A 16,482-nucleotide genomic window follows, 5' to 3' on the forward strand; every position below is an offset into this window, starting at 1 on the left:
ACCTCCTGGTCAGTGGCTGATCGGTACGTGAAAGAAGGCAATGTCTGGTCAGTTGTCGGTGATCCAGGTGCCCCTGGACGCGTTCCAGTGGATCGTGGCCTTCTGGAACTTCTGGGCCTTGCCGCCCGCCTCGTCCGTCTCGTCGGTCACGGGATAGCCGAGCGCACGCTCGTGACCGGCGGCGTGGAAGGCGTCGTAGATCGCACCGTGCACGGGGTGCGCCCCGGTCGGCGGCGACCACAGGAACAGGCCCCGCTCGAAGAACTGGTAGCGCCCGCGGGTCCCGTCCGGCGCCTGCGCCGCATCCGCCTCGTCCATCGTCGGGAAGCCCCAGCGCTGCTCCGAGTCGGTGTCCCAGAACTTCTTCAGGATGTCCCCGTAGATCGCGTAGGCCGCGTCCGGGTGCCAGAGGACGATGCCGTTCTGGAAGAGCTGGAAACGTCCGCCGAGCGCGGCGTTCTCCTCGGCGCGGACCGGCCGGCCCAGGGGGCCGCCGGGGCCGCCCAGTGCGGCGTACTTCGCCCCGATCGAGCCGTAGGGCTGGAACGCCTCGGCCATCAGGTCGCGTGCGACGCCCTCCGCCCGGGGGTACCGCTCCGGATAGGCGGAGCGCTGCACGGCCTGCGCGAGCTCGCCCGCGGTGTCCCAGTTCGGCTCCATCTGCTGGGCCACCTCGAAGAACTTGTTCGCCGCGTAGTCGACGTCGAGGCACTGGTCGGGGTTGCACCACCCCTGCGAGGGCCGCTGCTGGAAGACGCCGAGCGAGTCCCGGTCCCCGCAGTTCAGGTTGTTCATGCGGGACTCGACCCAGCCCGTCTCGAAGCCGGCGAGCATGACCTTGTCGGACACGCCGCGGCGCTGGCCGACCTCGTAGACCTTGCGGGTCACCGCGATGTCCCGCTCCGCGGGGATGTCGCAGAAGAACTCGGCCGTCGCGGTGTGCCCGAGGGGGCCGGGCACGTCCTTCGCGCTCCGCGCCCACGCCGGGCCGGCCAGGGCGGACACGACCGTGGTGACCACCAGAAGCAGTGTTCCGAATCTCGCGCGCCGTGCGGCTGAGCCATGCACGTGCCTACTCCTTCGCGGGTAGCCCGGTGTCGTACGAGGGATGAGCGCGGTCGGGGGACCGCGGGTCCGCAAGGTAGTCACGGGAGCACCGGGCCGGGCATCCGGAACGATCCGGAGTGACAGGCGAGACGGTGTCCGATGGACTACGGCCACGAGCCACGGGCCGGAGCCGTGAGCGCCGGAGCTATGAGCTACGGATTGCGGCCCCTCACCGGACGGGTGCCGGGCGCGGGCACTCGGGGACCCGTGGGCGGTCCTTCGTGCGCACGGCGGGCAGCCAGGCAGTGGGCCGTGCGGAGCCCCGCGGCAGACGCACGCGGTACCAGGCGGCGGACAGTGTGTCCGCCTCGTCGATGATGGGGATCCCTTGAGGGAGGACGCAGTCGGCGGCGAGCTCGTCGCCGTGCCACACCCGCGTCGTGACGACGTTGTCGATCGTGTAGGGCCGGCCGGGGTCGATCGCCAGGCCGAGGCTGCACTCCGGGTCCCGGTCCGTACGAGCCCGGCAGCTCCGCTCCGCGTTGAACACCCGGATGCGGGCGACGGCTTCGACGGCCGAAGCACCGGACGCACTGGTCGTACGGGACGCGTCGTTCGTGCCGGATGCGCCGCCGCGCACCGCGTACGGCCAGAGCGCCGCACTCACCATGCACAGCGCCACGGCCGCGAGGGCAACGCGGGTCCTTCTTCGCCGGCTGAGCAGGCCCACGCGCCAACGCGTTCCCAGGCCCGTCGCCGGATGCCGATGCCCGGCCTCCGTCTCAGGCTCCGCTTCCGCGAGCTCCGTTCCTGCGGGCTCCATTCCCGCGGGCTCCGCTTCCGTGAACTCCGTTCCCGCGGGCTCCACTTCCCTTGCCTGCCGGTCGACGATGCGGGCCAGCAGGCTCCCGGCCGTGTGCGCGGCGCGTGCGGCGTGGGTCGGGGCCAGGCAGTCGGCGGCCAGCGCACGCCAGAACGGAGGGACCGCGCTGTCCAGGCGGAGCGGTGCACGCCCCTCGGCGTACTCCTGGGTCGCGGCGGCGCGGGCCATGGGCGTGGCGCCGTGGAACGGCGGGGCACCGGAGGCGAACACCTCGTGGATCACGATGCCCAGGGCCCAGATGTCGGCGCTCGGGCGCACCTCCACCCCCTGCTCGCCGAGCGGTGCCTTCCAGCGCTCGGGCGGGAGGTAGTCGAAGGTGCCCATCGGGGGCGCGTACCCATGGGTGCCGCGGGTGCCGGTCAGCTCGGTGGCGAGGCCGAAGTCCGACAGCTTCACCGAACCGTCGGCCATCAGCAGGATGTTGTCCGGTTTGAGGTCACCGTGCACCCAGCCGCTGCGGTGCAGGTGGGCCAGGCCCTCACAGATCCCGGCGAGCAGCCGGGCGCCCTCGGCCGCGGTCACTCCGGCGCCGAGCAGGTCGCGCAGGCTGCGCTCGGCGCGCTCCATGACCAGCACGACGGCGCCGTCCAGAAGCGGAAGGTCCGGTTCGCCGAGGACGACGGAGTCCAGCAGGCGGATCAGTCTCGGGTGGGAGGACCGGCGGCCGAACTCGACCTCGCGCCGGGCGGTTTCCGCGGCCTTGCGGGCCTGCCGCGGTGCCAGCCCGGCGGTCGGCAGCACCTTGAGCGCGACGTGGCCGTGGCCACCCGGCTCCGTCTCCCGGCCCGCCCCGTCACCGGCGGCTCGCCCCGCATAGACGGTGGCCCAGCCACCGGCTCCGATCGGCTCGGTGACCTCCCAGTCCCCGATGCGGTAGCCGCGCGGGAGCAGTTCCGTACGGTCATCTCCCGATGTGCCGGCCGTGCCACGCACCGCGTCCCCCTTCGGTCCGCGGGCCGCGTCGCCGTACGGGTCCGCCACGTCTCATCTCGCCGGCCCCCGCTCCTGTGCGCCCGTTCCGGGCCGGGGCGGCAGCAGCGCGAGGTGCTCCTCCCGTACGAGCCCGAACCGCAGCACGAGTCCGACGATCGTCTCCCGCTTGCCGTTGCGGCGGGCTTCCCTGCGGGGTCCGTGCTCGGCGGGAGCACTGATCCGCATCTTCTCGTCGGCCAGGTAGTCGATGTGCGAGCTGACCGCACGGGCCGTCAGCTGACCGCACGCGGGGTGGCCCTTGAGCCTCTCGACGATCTCCGGGGTGGTGGGCACCGCGACCGGGGACTCGTCGCGCAGCCGCGGTTCGCAGAGCGCGACCAGGACCAGGAAGTAGAGGGCCGTCTCGTCCAGGGAGTACGCCGTGACGGTGCGGCTCCCCCACGGGTCGCCCGTGCCGTCGGGGTCCAGGTAGACGTGGTCGGGCGCGAACACCTGGAAGGCGACCGTGGTGTTGCGGCGGGTGGGCAGCACGACCCGCGAGAACTCGAAGGGGATGGGGGCTCCCGCCCGCCGCGGCGGCACCCTCAGGTACTCCCCCGCTCCCTCCGGGTTCTCCACCAGATAGCTCTGGGTCGTACTGAGGTTGCTCAGCTGCCAGTGGTCGTCCGTCACCCGGATCTCGCCCGCCAGCCGGGATATCGCCTCGTCCTCGAGACGGAGCTCGACCGGGCACGTCGCGGACCCGCGCCCGAAACGCGCCACCTCCCCCGGGCCGAGCCGTAACGTCACCGCATCGCCGTGCGGCTCCCCTCCGGCCCCCGCCGTCCCCTGCGGCAGATAGATCACTACCCCGCTCACTGCCCCCTCCTCGTCCCCCGGTCACCGGCCTCACGCACGCCGAACGTTACACATCCCGGCCGGGCGCTCCCACTCCTCGGCTTCGGCCGGTTCCGTACGCCTCGGGACGGCTGCGGGCGCGGTCCCGCGTCCTGACCGGAGTCCGGTCCGTCTTGTCAGCCCGTAGCGTTCCGGATGCCCTCGCGGGGCAGCCGTGGCTACCGTCCAACCTCCGGTTCCACATGACCCCCGAGGAGGGAGGAACGCCACGTGCTTCACGGTCTTTCCCGAAACCGAAACCGACACCTAAGCCGAAGCCGAAGCCGGCGTACGCTGCGCTTCGTTCTCGCGGCGGCAGCCACCGTCCTGCCGTCGCTGCTGACGGCGTCCCCGGCCGCTGCCCGAGCCTCCGGCTTCACGGCCTCGTGCCCCACCACCGGCTTCGTGTCCCAGCACTACAGCGCCGACCACGACGGCATCGACATCGCCAACGACTACGGCACCCCGATCTACGCCGTCGGCGACGGCGAGGTCATCAACTCCGGCCCCGCCCAGGGCTACGGCCAGTGGATCCGCATCCTGCACCCCGACGGAACGGTGACCGAGTACGGGCACATGTACCAGCGGGACGTCGTCGTCGGCCAGCAAGTGGCGGCGGGCCAGCGCATCGCGCTCATGGGCAGCGAAGGCCAGTCCAGCGGCCCCCACCTCCACCTGCGCGTACGGGTGGGCACGTCCACCGACATCCGCGGCATCGACCCCGTGCCCTACCTCGGAGAACGCGGCATAGGGCTGCCGTGCACTCCGGGCGGCGGCCCCGGGCCCGGGCCCAGGCCGCTGGTGTACCCGGTGGAGTCGGGCCGGGTGGTGTCGGCGCGGTCGGCCGACGGACGGCTGGAGGTGTTCGCGGCCGGGGCCGACGGGGTGCACCACGCGTGGCAGTCGCAGGTGAACGGCGCCTGGTCGGAGTGGGAGCCGCTGGGCGGGCCCGCCACCGCGGAACTCGCGCTGGCACCCAACGCCGACGGCCGCCTGGAACTGCTCGCGCTCAGCGGCGACACCTTCCGGCACCGCTACCAGACCTCCCCCTCCGGCGGCTGGTCGGGCTGGGAGGACTTCGGCACCGGCGGGCGCCACGTCGCCGCCGGGGCCAACGGCGACGGGCGCCTGGAAGTGTTCGCCTCCGGGCCGGCCGGCGTGTTCCACAAGTACCAGACGGCCCCCAACAGCGGCTGGTCGAACTGGGAACCCACCGGCGGCGGCCCCGCCGCGGGCCGGCTCAAGATGGAGAAGTCGCCCGACGGCCGGCTCGAGGTCTTCGCCCTCAACGACAACGTCTTCCAGCACCAGTACCAGACCGGCGTCAACGGCACCTGGTCGTCGTGGGAGGACTTCGGCGGCGGCGGGCACGACCTGACGGTCGACCACAACGCCGACGGCCGCCTGGAGGTGTTCGCTTCCGGTCCGGCCGGCGTCTTCCACAAGTACCAGACGAACCCCACCAGCTGGTCGGAGTGGGAGCCCGTGCGCGGCCCCGCCGACTCCCGGCTGACCAGCGACCGGACCCCCGACGGGCGGGTCGAGGTGTTCGCCATCAACAATGACGTCGCCATGCACATGTGGCAGACCGGGGTCAACGCGCCGTACGGCGACTGGGCCGCTTTCGGCGGCGGCGGGACCGGAGTCGCCGCCACCACCAACGCCGACGGCCGCATCGAAGTGTTCGGCACCAGCCGCACCGGAGTCCACCACAAATGGCAGACCGGTTTCAGCACCTGGTCCGAATGGTCCTGGGTCAACAGCAGCTCCGGCCCCGCCATCACCTGACCGACCCGGTACCCGCCGCCCGAACGCGCCCCCGCCGGGACGGCCGGCCTCGGCTGGCTGGCTGGCTGGCTGGCTGGCTGGCTGGCTGGCACCACGGTCGGCCCGCCGGAGGCCCGCCGGAACCACGGCCGCGGTCAGCACCCGCGCCGTGGTCCCGGCTCGCTCCGGCCCGTAGCGGCCTCCTGCCCCCTGCCTCCTCACCGGGACCCGCCCGCACCGGCACCCGCTCTCGTACAGCCGTATCCGCGGCCGTCTCCGCTTTCGTACAGCCGTCAACGACCAGCCGGTCCTGCCCCTGAAAACCGGCGCGCCGGGCCCGGAGAGGCGGCATTCGGCCCCCGGATACCGGCAGCGGCATCCGGCTTTCGCGCCGTCCGGAGAGCGCGAGACCGCCGTACAGGGGAGAGTGGAAGTAGGCCGTCGCCGCGGAACCGTGCGGGAGGAGGCTGGATCACGATGTCCGATGACGTGATGGGTGACGAGGTCTACCAGCCTGCCCGGTCCGACCGCCGGGACAACCCAGGTGACCTGGACCTGGAGAACGCCCTCGACGGCGATCTCTACGACACGGTGCTCGACGCGGGCTATTCGCCCCCGGAGAGGCCCCTCGGCGTGGGGCACCACGGAACGACGGCCCGCGAGCAGAACGAGCGCGAGAGCCTCGACCAGCGGCTCGCCGAGGAGGTCCCCGACATCGAGGTGCCGGACGGGGACGGCATCGGCGACCTGCCCGGCGGGGAGGGCGAGCCCCTCGACGAGGAGGTCGGCGGCGAACGCGCCGGGCGCCTCGCCGCCACCATCGACGCCATGCCCCCTCGGCGCAACGACGTCTACGCCCGGGACGTGGGAATCGACGGCGGGGCGGCTTCCGCGGAAGAGGCCGCGATGCACATCGTGCCCGATGAGCCCGTGGCCGAGGCCGGTGACGACCTCGGCGTGTGACGGCGACGGCACGCTGCGGCCCCGCCGTCACCCGGTCGGCCCAACGGCACGCCGGGGACGATTTCCGCGCCCGCGCCGTCACCCGGTGTGATCAAAGCGGGCTCGGTCCCGAGAGGGCAGGGCCCCGCCCACCTCAGACAACAGGTGACGAAGCAAGCTCCGTGGCGTACGGAGGCTGCGCACCGGCGCGGGAGCAGGTGACCGCGGCCGCGCGGGCCGCGAAGGCCAGGATGTCGCGCCACTCCTCCGCGCCGAGGGCGGGGGCCGCGGTGAGGGCGCCGTGGCTGTCGAGCCGGTGCATCAGCGCGGCGTTGACGGTGTCGCCCGCGCCGATGGTGTCCACGACCCTCACCCGCTCACCGGGGACGGACAGTTCGAGGCCGTCGCGGGTGAGCACGGTCAGCCCCGCGCCACCGCGGGTGAGCACGACGGCGTACGGGCCTGCTGCCAGCCACTCCGCGGCGGCGGACACCGGATCGCCCTCGCCCTCCGGGCCCGCGAGCCAGGCCGCGTCCTCCTCCGAGAGCTTGAGGAGGGTGACGTGCGGGAGCCACGAGCGGAAGCGGGCCCGGTAGGTGTCCGCGTCGGGGATGAGACCGGGGCGGACGTTCGGGTCCAGGGCGGTGAACAGGCCGCGGCCGGACGCGCGGCGCATCAGGTCCTCGTAGGCGCTCGCCCCGGGTTCGAGGACCAGGGAGCAGGTGCCGAAGGAGACGGCGCGCGCCGCGTCGGGCAGGCTGTCCGGGGTGGTGAACAGGCGGTCCGCGGTGCCGCCGACGTGGAAGGAGTACTCGGCCGAGCCGCCGTCGCCGACGTGTGCCACGGCGAGGGTGGTGGGTTCGGGGCCGCGCTGGACGAGGGAGGTGTCCACGCCGTCCGCCGTCAGGCCGCTCAGCAGGGCCCGGCCGAAGTGGTCGGTGGAGAGCCGCGAGCAGAACGCGGTGCGGGAGCCGAGGCGGGCCAGGGCGACGGCGGTGTTGTAGGGGCCGCCGCCGCGCTTGGGCAGCAGGGCGGGGAGTTCGTCGCCGGTGGGCCCGTCCTCTTCCCGGGGCCCCGCGGGAACGAGGTCGATGAGGGCCTCACCAGCAACGATGATCATGAAGTGATGCCTTTCGGGAGGGTGCGCGGGCGTTCGGGCGGCGGGGCGGCGGGAAGCCACGGGGCGGTCAGTGGCGGGAGGGCCACGGGGTGGTCAGGCCGTGCGGCCGCAGGAGCTGCGGTGCACGAAGGTGCAGGGCAGGTGGACAGTGCGGGGGCACGCCCGGCTCCCCCCCGTACGCCGTCCTGACCGGTCGCCACCAGCGACGGCACCGTCCAGCCATGGGCTCTCCGGGAAGAGCGCGTCGCCCGCAGCGTCTGCGCCCGCAGCCTACGCCGGGGACTCGAGAACTGGTCAAGCCAGCACCGGACGTACCACGGCCAGCAGGTGCCCGTCCCACAGAAACATCAGCCAGCCGACACAAAAACCTTCCCCGCAAGTGCGCCACATCGCCGCGTTGACGGATCCCAGCCCTGACGTCGACCTACACCGAAATCCGGAAGGGCAAATTCACTCTTTCGTGTCACATTCGCACCGTTTTGGCGTGTCGCGCTTGCGGAAGTTTACGAGGAGAGTCCGGCTCCGCTTGAGTCCGGAAGGTCCTTCTCGTGAAGGGAACGTGCTCGTCATGGACAGCATGAGGAGAAACCCCGCCCCTGCGCGTACGACAACTCGCCGCTGGGCCGGCCGGCTTGCCACGGCCGCCGCCACCGCGGCACTCCCCGCCGCGCTGCTGGCGGCCCCCGTCCACGCGGACGCCCCCCGCTCCGGCAGTTCCGCCGCGGTGGCACTCTGCACGGTCAACGGCGTGTCCACGGCCGGCACGGTCATCAACGGCACGTCGGGGGCCGACACGATCAGCTGTTCCTTCGTCGGCGCCACCGACACCGTCAACGGCCTCGGCGGCAACGACACCATCACCGTGGTCGTCAACCGCGGCCACGTGAACGCCGGCAACGACAACGACCGCGTCACGGTTCTGGACAACAACGGAGGCGTCGTCGACGGCGGCGCCGGCTTCGACGTGTGCTCCGTCAACGGCGGCACGAAAGTGAACTGCGAGCTGTAGGCGGCCGCGATCCCGTTCCGTCCCCGAAACCCCCACCAGCGCGAGCAGGGGCTTGCTGAGGCTTCGTACGGAAGCCGACCCGGCATGCCGGCGGGGCCGTCCTCCGCGGCCCGCAGCAGCTGCCGGCGGTATGCGACGGCTTCCGCCCGGACGGCGTCACACATCCGGGCGCAGCCAGGCCTGCCCCTGCTCCTGTCCGGCCCCGGTCCGGTCAGACGGCCGTTGCCGGCGCCGGCAACACGTGGTCGCCGATCCTGTCGGTGCTCAGGCACAGGGAGCAGACCACCGCGTCGTGGGTGCGGCAGGCGGCCACGTCCGGGCGCTCGAACTCCTGCCGGCACACGTGGCACCGGTAGACCGTGGCGCTCGGGTTGCCGTCCGCGTCGAGCAGGGGTTCGTCGATCCCGTCCGTGGTGCGGCGCAGGTAGTAGCGGCCCTTGGTCAGGACGGCCATCAGCGGCGTGAGGACGAACGCGATCAGTGCCGCCGCGACCGGGGAGTACGGCTGGAGGGTGTCACCCAGGGCGTGGAAGTACATGGCGATCGACAGGCCGGAGGCGGCGACGAAGGCGACCGTGCCCACGGGGTTCACCGCGTACAGCATGCCGCGCCGGAATTCCGGTGCGTGCGGGGAGAGTTTCAGCACGTACTTGTTCACCATGATGTCGGTGGCGACGGTGACGACCCAGGCGATGGCGCAGTTGGAGTAGAAGCTCAGGACGCGGTTGAGGAAGCTGAACATGTCGGCCTCCATCAGCGCCAGTGCGAAGGCCAGGTTGAGGAGCACGAACACCATGCGTCCCGGGTAGCGCCCGGTCAGCCGGGTGAAGGAGTTGGTCCACGCCAGCGAGCCGGAGTAGGCGTTCGTCACGTTGATCTTGATCTGGCTGATCACGACCAGCACCACGGCCAGCGGGACGACCAGCCAGGAGGGCATCATCGCGTCGAAGGCCGCCTTGAACTGCTGAATGGGCTCCGCCGCGGCGGCCGGCCCCACGGAAGCGATGACGTACACGGCGAGGAACACCCCGATCGCCTGCTTCAGCGCACCGAGCACGACCCAGCCGGGGCCGGCCACCACGACCGCCGTCCACCAGGCGCGCCGGTTGCCTTCGGTACGGGGCGGCATGAAGCGCAAGTAGTCGATCTGTTCGCCGATCTGGGCGATCAGTGACAGGCAGACGCCGGAACCCAGCAGCACCGAGGCCGTGTTCACCCCGCCCCGGCCGCCGGTGCCGGCGTAGGACAGCCAGCGGTCCACCGTGCCCGGGTCGGTGGCCACCAGATAGACCAGCGGCCCCACCATCAGCAGCAGCCAGACGGGCGTCGTCCACACCTGGAGCTTGCTGAGCGCCTTCATCCCGTACACGACCAGGGGGATCACCATGAAGGTCGAGACCAGATAGCCCAGCCACAGCGGCAGCCCCAGGCCCAGCTTCAGCCCCTGCGCCATGATCGACCCTTCGAGGGCGAAGAAGATGAACGTGAAGCTGGCGAAGATGACGCTGGTCAGGACCGAACCGTAGTAGCCGAACCCGGAGCCCCGGGTGATCAGGTCCAGGTCGATGTTGTACCGCGCCCCGTAGTAGGCGAGCGGGAAACCGGTGACGAAGATGACCACGGCGGCGACGAGGATCGCGGCCAGGGCGTTCCCGGTGCCGTGGGTGAGGCCGATGCCGGCGCCGATCGAGAAGTCGGCCAGGTAGGCGATCCCGCCCAGCGCCGTGGTGGCCACGACCATCGGCGTCCAGCGGCGGTAGCTGCGCGGGGCGAACCGGAGGGTGTAGTCCTCCAGGGTCTCCCGCGCCGCTCCCCCGGGGTCGGCGGCGCGGGCCCCGGTCTGCGGAGACTCTTCACGGCCGGCGGGTTCTCTCGGTCGTCGCTCGGTGCTGCTCATGCTGTCTCCTGGTCGTGCAGTGGCTGCAACGGCTTCGCAGCCGGGCACCGGGAACGCTAGGCAGCGCGTATTTCCTGCCGCCGCCTCGAACGTGAAGGCGATGTTTCGCGCGTCCTCCGGGTGTTCCGCCCGGTCACCGGCCCGGCGCCGCTCCCGGCGCCCTGCCCCGTGACGGCATGTCCGAATGTGACAGATCACCGTCATTGCCGTCATGGCCGGTGGCGGTGAGGATGTTGTCCATGCCCCTTCCGCACCGTGTCGTCATCGCGGTCTTCCCCGATGTCGATCTCCTCGACGTCACCGGCCCGGCCGAGGTCTTCGCCCTGGCCAACAGGGAGACCGCGGGCCGCGCCGGCTACCAGGTCCGCCTCGCCGGGCCGGCCGCCGGCGAGGTGCGGACGTCGGCAGGTGTGCGGCTGCTGGCCGATCTGGCCTTCGACGAGGTCGGCGGGCGTGTGGACACCCTGCTCGTGCCCGGCGCGGTCGACATGACCGACGACGGCCCCGTCGCCCGGATCGACGCCGGCGTCGTGGCCTGGGTGAAGCGGACCGCCGCGCAGGCGCGGCGGGTGGCGTCGGTCTGCGTGGGCGCGCACGTGCTGGCGGCGGCCGGGCTGCTGGACGGGAAGACGGCGACCACGCACTGGTCGACCGCCGCCCGGCTCGCCGCCGAGCATCCGGCCGTCACCGTCGACCCGGATCCCATCTTCGTGCGGACCGACCGCGGCCGGCTGTGGACGGGCGCCGGGATCAGCGCCTGCCTGGACCTCGCGCTCGCCCTGGTGGCCGAGGACCTGGGCGAGGACGTCGCACTGGCCGTGGCCCGGCAACTGGTGATGTACCTCAAGCGGCAGGGCGGGCAGAGCCAGTTCTCCGTACCGCTCAGCCGGCCCGCCTCCGCCCGCCGCGACATCGACGAGCTGCGGCTGTGGATCGCCGACCACCTCGACGAGGACCTGTCCGCGGAGGTGCTGGCGGCCCGGATGTGCCTGAGCGAGCGGCACTTCGCCCGCGTCTTCGCCCAGGAGACCGGCCTCAGCCCCGCCGCCTACGTCGAGGCCGCCCGCATCGAGGTGGCGCGGCGCCTGCTGGAGACCACCGACGACCCGCTCGGCCACGTCGCGGCCGCGGCCGGGCTCGGCTCGGTGGAGACCCTGCACCGGTCGTTCAGACGGCGGCTCGCCACCACCCCCGCCGCCTACCGCCGCCGCTTCCGCACCCGCGACACCTGACGGACCTCCCCCGCGCGCAGGCAGGACGGACGGCTCCGCCATGCCCGCGTGCTCCTGTGAACCCCGGTGAAATCACCTACGAAAGGCACCCGATGAGCAGCCCCCTGCCCTCCACCACCCTGCGCGATGTCATAGGCCTGGACAGCCTGCCGCCCAAGCTGAGCGACTCCGTCCTGATCATGATCGACTACCAGAACACGTACCGCACCGGCGTCATGGCCCTGGAAGGCGCCGAGGAGGCCCTCGCGGCCGGTGCCCGCCTCCTGGAGCGCGCCCGTACCGCGGGCGTCCCGGTCGTCCACGTCATCAACGACGGCGGCGAGAACACCCCCTACGACATCCGCGCCCGCATCGGCGCCATCAGTGACGAAGTCGCCCCGGCGGACGGCGAGGCGGTCGTGGTCAAGCAGTTCCCCAACGCCTTCCACCTCACCGGCCTGGAGCAGACCCTCACCGGCCTGGGCGCCGCCCCGGGCAGCGGGAAGGACCTGGTCATCGGCGGCTTCATGACCCACATGTGCGTCAGCTTCACGGCCCAGGGCGCCTTCAACCTCGGCTACCGCCCCACCGTCATCGCCGAAACCACCGCCACCCGCGCCCTCACCGCCCCCGACGGCACGGTCCTGCCCGCCACCACCCTCCAAAGCGCCGCCCTGACCACCATCACCGACCTCTTCGGCACGGTCGTCCCCACCGTCGACGCCCTCCCCGCCTGACCCCGGCTCAGGCCGTGCGCGGCGGGGGTGCGTACCCCGCCGCGCCGGCATTGCCGGTCACGGACATGGCCGGTTGGCGCCCTGTCGCCGGCGGTGCCGGCAGGACAGGCTGCCTCCAGCGGTACTCCGGCACATGGGCGGCCCCGGAGGGAGCCCCCGCGGATGCCGGCGACCGTCTACGGAGGGAGAACGCAGGATGACTCGGGAAGGCGTGCCGGAGAATCCGGAGACCGTCGAGCCGACCGGGAGCGAGGCCGCTGGCGAAGGCCTGGCGGGGGAGACATTCGATGTGGAGATCGTCCCCGGTGCGGACATCTCTCCCTATCCCAAGGTCAGCAAAGACATCGTGAACGACTGCACGGTCCTCGTCAGCAAGATCGACTACGCCGATCTGTGGGGACCCCAGAAGAGCAACGTCAAGACCTACCAGTCCGTCCGTCTCGACCGGCAGACCCCGCCACCGGATTTCCAGAACGTCCAGATCCAGATCAACAATCGTCCGGCCCCGTCGACCATGGCCGGCATCCTGGTGGATCACAGCCTGGCGGAGAAGTACCTCAAGGAGGGGCAGAAGGCGTTCGTCCAGCGCAAGGCGCGGGACGCCATGCTCCAGAGTCGCGACAAGAAGAAGATGATGACCGTGCGGAGGAAGAAGTAGCCGCACGCGAGGGCCACGCAGTGACCGCCCCCGTTCCGGGCCCTGATCCGGCGTCGGTCCGGGGGCGGCGCCGCACCGCGTCCTACGCGGCGCCGGGGCCGTCGAGGAAGCGGAGCAGTACGGCGGCCTCCGCGCGGAGCCGGGCGGCCCGGTCAGCGTGCGCAGGTGCGGTCAGCCGTTCCGCAGCCTCCAGCCGCTCGGCGGCCTCCGCGCGCACGACATCGACCACGTTGCTCTCGCTCAGTTCGCGCCGCGCCGCCTCGGTGGTGCCGGCACCGACCGGCGAGTGCTCGAGGGCCACACCGCGGAGCCCGGCCTCGCCCACGGGCACCGCCTCGGCGTTGTCCAGCGCAGCGAGTGCCGAACGCAGGGCACTCACCGCGGACTTGTCGCGGTCTCGCATCGCTTCGGGCAGTGCTTGACGCATACGAAGACGTATAGCCATACCGTTGGACATGCCGCGACCCTATGGCCGTACCCATGGCCTCACAAACGATATCCGCCCGGCGGCCCCGCGCTGCGAACGCACCGCAAGACCGGGGCACCAGGACGTAAGTCGCAGCCGGAGATCCGTACAGCGACGGTGCCGCGGCCCGGTGGGCGGCTGGAAGGGTGTCGATCATCCGCCGTTCCCGAGGGCGACGTCCATCTCCTCAAGCACGTCCTGCCGGAAGCGGCCGCGGGCTGAAACACCCCGCGGCCCTTCTTCGCGCCCGCGCCCTCGCCCTCGCGCCGGCTGCTACCGCTTGGTGATGGTGACGTCGCCCTGGAGGGACAGGGCGTCGCCGAAGCGGCCGAGGGTCAGGCCCGTCGGGGTCACGTCGAGGTGGACCGGGTCCACGTCGACGGGAATGGCCGGGAGGCTGCCCAGCTCGAACTCGATGCCGCGGAGCGCGTCGCCCACGAGCCCGCCGAGGGTGGAGGAGAGGGCGTTGGCGACCCAGGCGGCGATCTCGCTGACGATGTCGCCGTGCGGAGAGAGCTTGAGGTCGAAGGAGCTCACGCTGTCCGTCGTGGCCTTGAGCGTGGTCCCGGACATCGACAGGGTGAGGGTGACGGTCGGGTCGGGCTCCAGCCGCAGGTCGTAGAACGCGTCGGTCGATCCGCCGATGATCCAGTCGATGCCGGCGCTTCCGCTGCCGGTGACGGCGGCGTGCACGCGTACGGCAAGGACGTCACTGCCGACGATCTCGCACCGCACGTTGTGGATGACGATCGTCGCCTTGTAGTAGGCGGTGCCGACCCCGATGTTCTTGGAATCACCGGCGGGAAAGGTCTTGCCTTCGAGGTACGCGGTGGCCGCCTCGGCTATCCGCTGAACCGTGTCCGTGCCGAGCAGGGCGAAGAACGGGCTGGCCGGCCAGGTGTCCGGGAACGGCGGCTGCGGGATGCCGTGCTCCACCAGGTTCATGGCGGCCACGGCCCGCTGCGGCTGGATGACGGGGACCGGTACCGACAGGTCCAGCAGCGGGATGTCCGGCTTGGGCAGCGTGATGCCGGAGAGGACCTGGCGGGCCTGGTCGAGGAGGGCGGGCAGCACGACGTTGTCCAGGATCACCTTCTGGACCTGGCTGGTGTCACTGGCCACGGCCTTGAGGGGGTTCAGGGTGAGCAGACCGGACGGGGACGTGGTGGCCTGGACGTCCACCGTCACGGTCACGTCCCCTTCCACCAGGTTCCCGCCGCCCGTGTCCACGGTGACGTGGACTTGGCGAAGGACGACCTGGAAGGTGCTTCCGTCCAGCGAGTTGTGGAGGGCGGCCGCGTGCTCCGCCACCTGGTCGTCGGTGAACCGGCCGGCGACGGCGCCCTCGGTGAAGCGCGCGCGTAACTCCTTCTCGGAGTACGCGGCCGGGGTGAGGTCGAAGACGGGGGCGGTCTTGACGTCCCAGGTCACCGTGACACTGGTGCCTCCGGCGTCGTAGGGCTGGGAGCCGGTGAAGTAGCGCGGGTACAGCTGGCCGTAGACCTCCTCGGCCGCTTTGTTCACGATGCTGACGTCGGCTCCGACTGCAAGGTCGTAACTCATGGTGCGACTTCCTCTGTCCGAGGTGGTGGGGATGGTGATGACGGCCCTGAGGTGACGGTCATGGGGGTTTTCGCCCGAGCGGCCTCACATCATCGACCGGTGCCGCCGGATCCGGCAATACGGCCCCGTACGCGAAGGCGAACGCCCTCCGAAGCCGTCCGAGGCCGGTAACAAGCCTTGTTTTCAGCCGAGTTGGTCACATTAACCTACCGGCTACCCAAAGTGTCCATGCCAAACCATGAGGCCGCTTCCCCTGGTCGCATGACGTGACACCGGGCAAGCGCTCCTCTCTCACGCCCCCAACGCGCCTGCGCGACCCGCGGCTAGTTCACAGCCGCCGGAGCACCGGTTTGCGACAGCGCACGGGAAGCCGTGGTCCGGCCACCGGGCGGTGTCCTTGGATGGCGGCGTGAGTGACTCGAATTTCGATCTCGCGGTCGGTGTCGGCGGCGACGCCATCAACTCCGGCCTCGGGACGGCATACCAACAGCATCGCGACGCGTTCCGGGGCAGCGTGACCCCGGACCCCATCGAGGGCACGACCTACACCTTCGCGTGGGACTTCCTGGACGCCCCCTCCCTCACCCTCGCCCCGCCGGACGCGGACCTCTGGGGCAAGATGATCAAGGCTGACGGCGTCACGGCCCTCCCGGACTCCGGAGTGCTCCAGTTCACCGCCCAGCAGCTGCAGGCGGACTGCAAGGTGGGAGACACCCCGCTCCCGCAGGTCACCGGCAAGGTCACGGTGGCCCTGCAGCTGAAGCTGGACGGCGGCGGCATCACGGTCGTCCCGCTGGGCGCCTGGCTGGAGAACCTGCCGGACGGCCCGACCAGCATCATCGTCAAGAACGTCGTGGTCCCCACGCTCCTCACGCAGGGCGCCACCCTCCTCAAGGGGCTGAAGATCCCGGCCCAGGACCTCTTCGGGCAGACCGTCACCCTGGACCTCGTCCGCGTGGACGTCATCCCCACGCACCTGGTCCTCGCGTCGGCCGCCGCCGTGGGTCGGAAGGCGGCGGCGCTCGCCACCGACCCCGTGGACTGGCCGACGGACAAGCAGGTGTTCACGCTCATCAGCAAGAGCCTGCTCACCACGCTCCTGACGGCTGCGATCAAGCAGTACGAGAACACGCAGCTGGCCAAGGGCGACAAGACCGTCCAGTTCGTCGCCTCGGCCCGCTGGGACGCGACCTTCCGGCGGGCCACGAACCTGACGGTCGGCGACGACCCCACCACCGCCTCGGCCGGAGTCGACATCGACTGGCACGCCGAGCTCGACCTCGTCCCCATCTCCCCGGACGGCAGCGGCGGCTGCGCCCTGTCCAAGGCGGGCCACGAATCCTGACCCGAACCCGACGGCTCGTCGGACCATC

14 protein-coding genes are annotated in these 16,482 nt (G+C 71.5%); 7 read left to right on the plus strand and 7 right to left on the minus strand.

The genetic code is table 11. From position 1 onward, the window contains the following. Positions 1–48 precede the first annotated feature (48 nt). The 3 genes from ACOTKD_RS03385 to ACOTKD_RS03395 form a co-directional block, all read right to left on the minus strand. Positions 49–1,020 (minus strand): LGFP repeat-containing protein, encoded by a 972-nt coding sequence (locus tag ACOTKD_RS03385; RefSeq protein WP_424887310.1) that lies wholly within the window; start codon positions 1,018–1,020, stop codon positions 49–51. 256 nt (positions 1,021–1,276) lie between these two features. Further along, positions 1,277–2,863, minus strand: coding sequence for a serine/threonine-protein kinase (locus tag ACOTKD_RS03390; protein ID WP_424887311.1), 1,587 nt, complete (start codon positions 2,861–2,863; stop codon positions 1,277–1,279). 51 nt (positions 2,864–2,914) lie between these two features. Then, positions 2,915–3,721: a serine/threonine protein kinase gene (locus ACOTKD_RS03395; RefSeq protein WP_424887312.1), complete on the minus strand. Its 807-nt coding sequence runs from the start codon at positions 3,719–3,721 to the stop codon at positions 2,915–2,917. Between the two features lie 312 nt (positions 3,722–4,033). Between ACOTKD_RS03395 and ACOTKD_RS03400 the strand changes: the two genes are divergently transcribed. Together ACOTKD_RS03400 and ACOTKD_RS03405 are read left to right on the plus strand one after the other, a co-directional pair. Continuing rightward, positions 4,034–5,527: a peptidoglycan DD-metalloendopeptidase family protein gene (locus tag ACOTKD_RS03400; RefSeq protein ID WP_424887381.1), complete on the plus strand. Its 1,494-nt coding sequence runs from the start codon at positions 4,034–4,036 to the stop codon at positions 5,525–5,527. Between the two features lie 456 nt (positions 5,528–5,983). After that, positions 5,984–6,469, plus strand: a complete 486-nt coding sequence (locus ACOTKD_RS03405; RefSeq protein WP_424887313.1) for a DUF5709 domain-containing protein — start codon at positions 5,984–5,986, stop codon at positions 6,467–6,469. 133 nt (positions 6,470–6,602) lie between these two features. Here the strand turns inward: ACOTKD_RS03405 and ACOTKD_RS03410 are convergent, their stop codons facing one another. Beyond that, positions 6,603–7,568, minus strand: a complete 966-nt coding sequence (locus tag ACOTKD_RS03410; protein ID WP_424887314.1) for a carbohydrate kinase family protein — start codon at positions 7,566–7,568, stop codon at positions 6,603–6,605. A 568-nt stretch (positions 7,569–8,136) separates the two neighbouring features. On the opposite strand from ACOTKD_RS03410, the gene ACOTKD_RS03415 reads away from it, so the two are divergent. Then, entirely contained in the window at positions 8,137–8,577 is a 441-nt protein-coding gene (locus ACOTKD_RS03415; RefSeq protein WP_424887315.1) for a hypothetical protein, read from the plus strand. Between the two features lie 211 nt (positions 8,578–8,788). Here ACOTKD_RS03415 and ACOTKD_RS03420 read toward each other — a convergent pair whose 3' ends face one another. Continuing rightward, on the minus strand, positions 8,789–10,474 hold the full coding sequence (locus ACOTKD_RS03420; protein WP_424887316.1) for a purine-cytosine permease family protein: 1,686 nt from the start codon (positions 10,472–10,474) through the stop codon (positions 8,789–8,791). A 239-nt stretch (positions 10,475–10,713) separates the two neighbouring features. On the opposite strand from ACOTKD_RS03420, the gene ACOTKD_RS03425 reads away from it, so the two are divergent. The 3 genes from ACOTKD_RS03425 to ACOTKD_RS03435 all read left to right on the plus strand — a co-directional run bounded on the left by ACOTKD_RS03425 (position 10,714) and on the right by ACOTKD_RS03435 (position 13,080). After that, a complete protein-coding gene (locus ACOTKD_RS03425; RefSeq protein WP_424887317.1) occupies positions 10,714–11,706 on the plus strand; it encodes a GlxA family transcriptional regulator in 993 nt (330 codons plus the stop codon). 92 nt (positions 11,707–11,798) lie between these two features. After that, positions 11,799–12,422, plus strand: coding sequence for an isochorismatase family protein (locus ACOTKD_RS03430; protein ID WP_424887318.1), 624 nt, complete (start codon positions 11,799–11,801; stop codon positions 12,420–12,422). Positions 12,423–12,618: 196 nt separating this feature from the next. Beyond that, positions 12,619–13,080, plus strand: a complete 462-nt coding sequence (locus ACOTKD_RS03435; RefSeq protein WP_424887319.1) for a hypothetical protein — start codon at positions 12,619–12,621, stop codon at positions 13,078–13,080. A gap of 82 nt (positions 13,081–13,162) precedes the next feature. Here the strand turns inward: ACOTKD_RS03435 and ACOTKD_RS03440 are convergent, their stop codons facing one another. Next, a complete protein-coding gene (locus tag ACOTKD_RS03440; RefSeq protein ID WP_424887382.1) occupies positions 13,163–13,483 on the minus strand; it encodes a hypothetical protein in 321 nt (106 codons plus the stop codon). A 336-nt stretch (positions 13,484–13,819) separates the two neighbouring features. Continuing rightward, positions 13,820–15,109, minus strand: coding sequence for a hypothetical protein (locus ACOTKD_RS03445; protein ID WP_424887320.1), 1,290 nt, complete (start codon positions 15,107–15,109; stop codon positions 13,820–13,822). 409 nt (positions 15,110–15,518) lie between these two features. Between ACOTKD_RS03445 and ACOTKD_RS03450 the strand changes: the two genes are divergently transcribed. Beyond that, positions 15,519–16,454, plus strand: coding sequence for a hypothetical protein (locus ACOTKD_RS03450; RefSeq protein ID WP_424887321.1), 936 nt, complete (start codon positions 15,519–15,521; stop codon positions 16,452–16,454). The last annotated feature ends 28 nt before the right edge of the window (positions 16,455–16,482 follow it).

Source organism: Streptomyces sp. XH2, assembly GCF_049725035.1.
Taxonomy (GTDB): domain Bacteria; phylum Actinomycetota; class Actinomycetes; order Streptomycetales; family Streptomycetaceae; genus Streptomyces; species Streptomyces roseoverticillatus.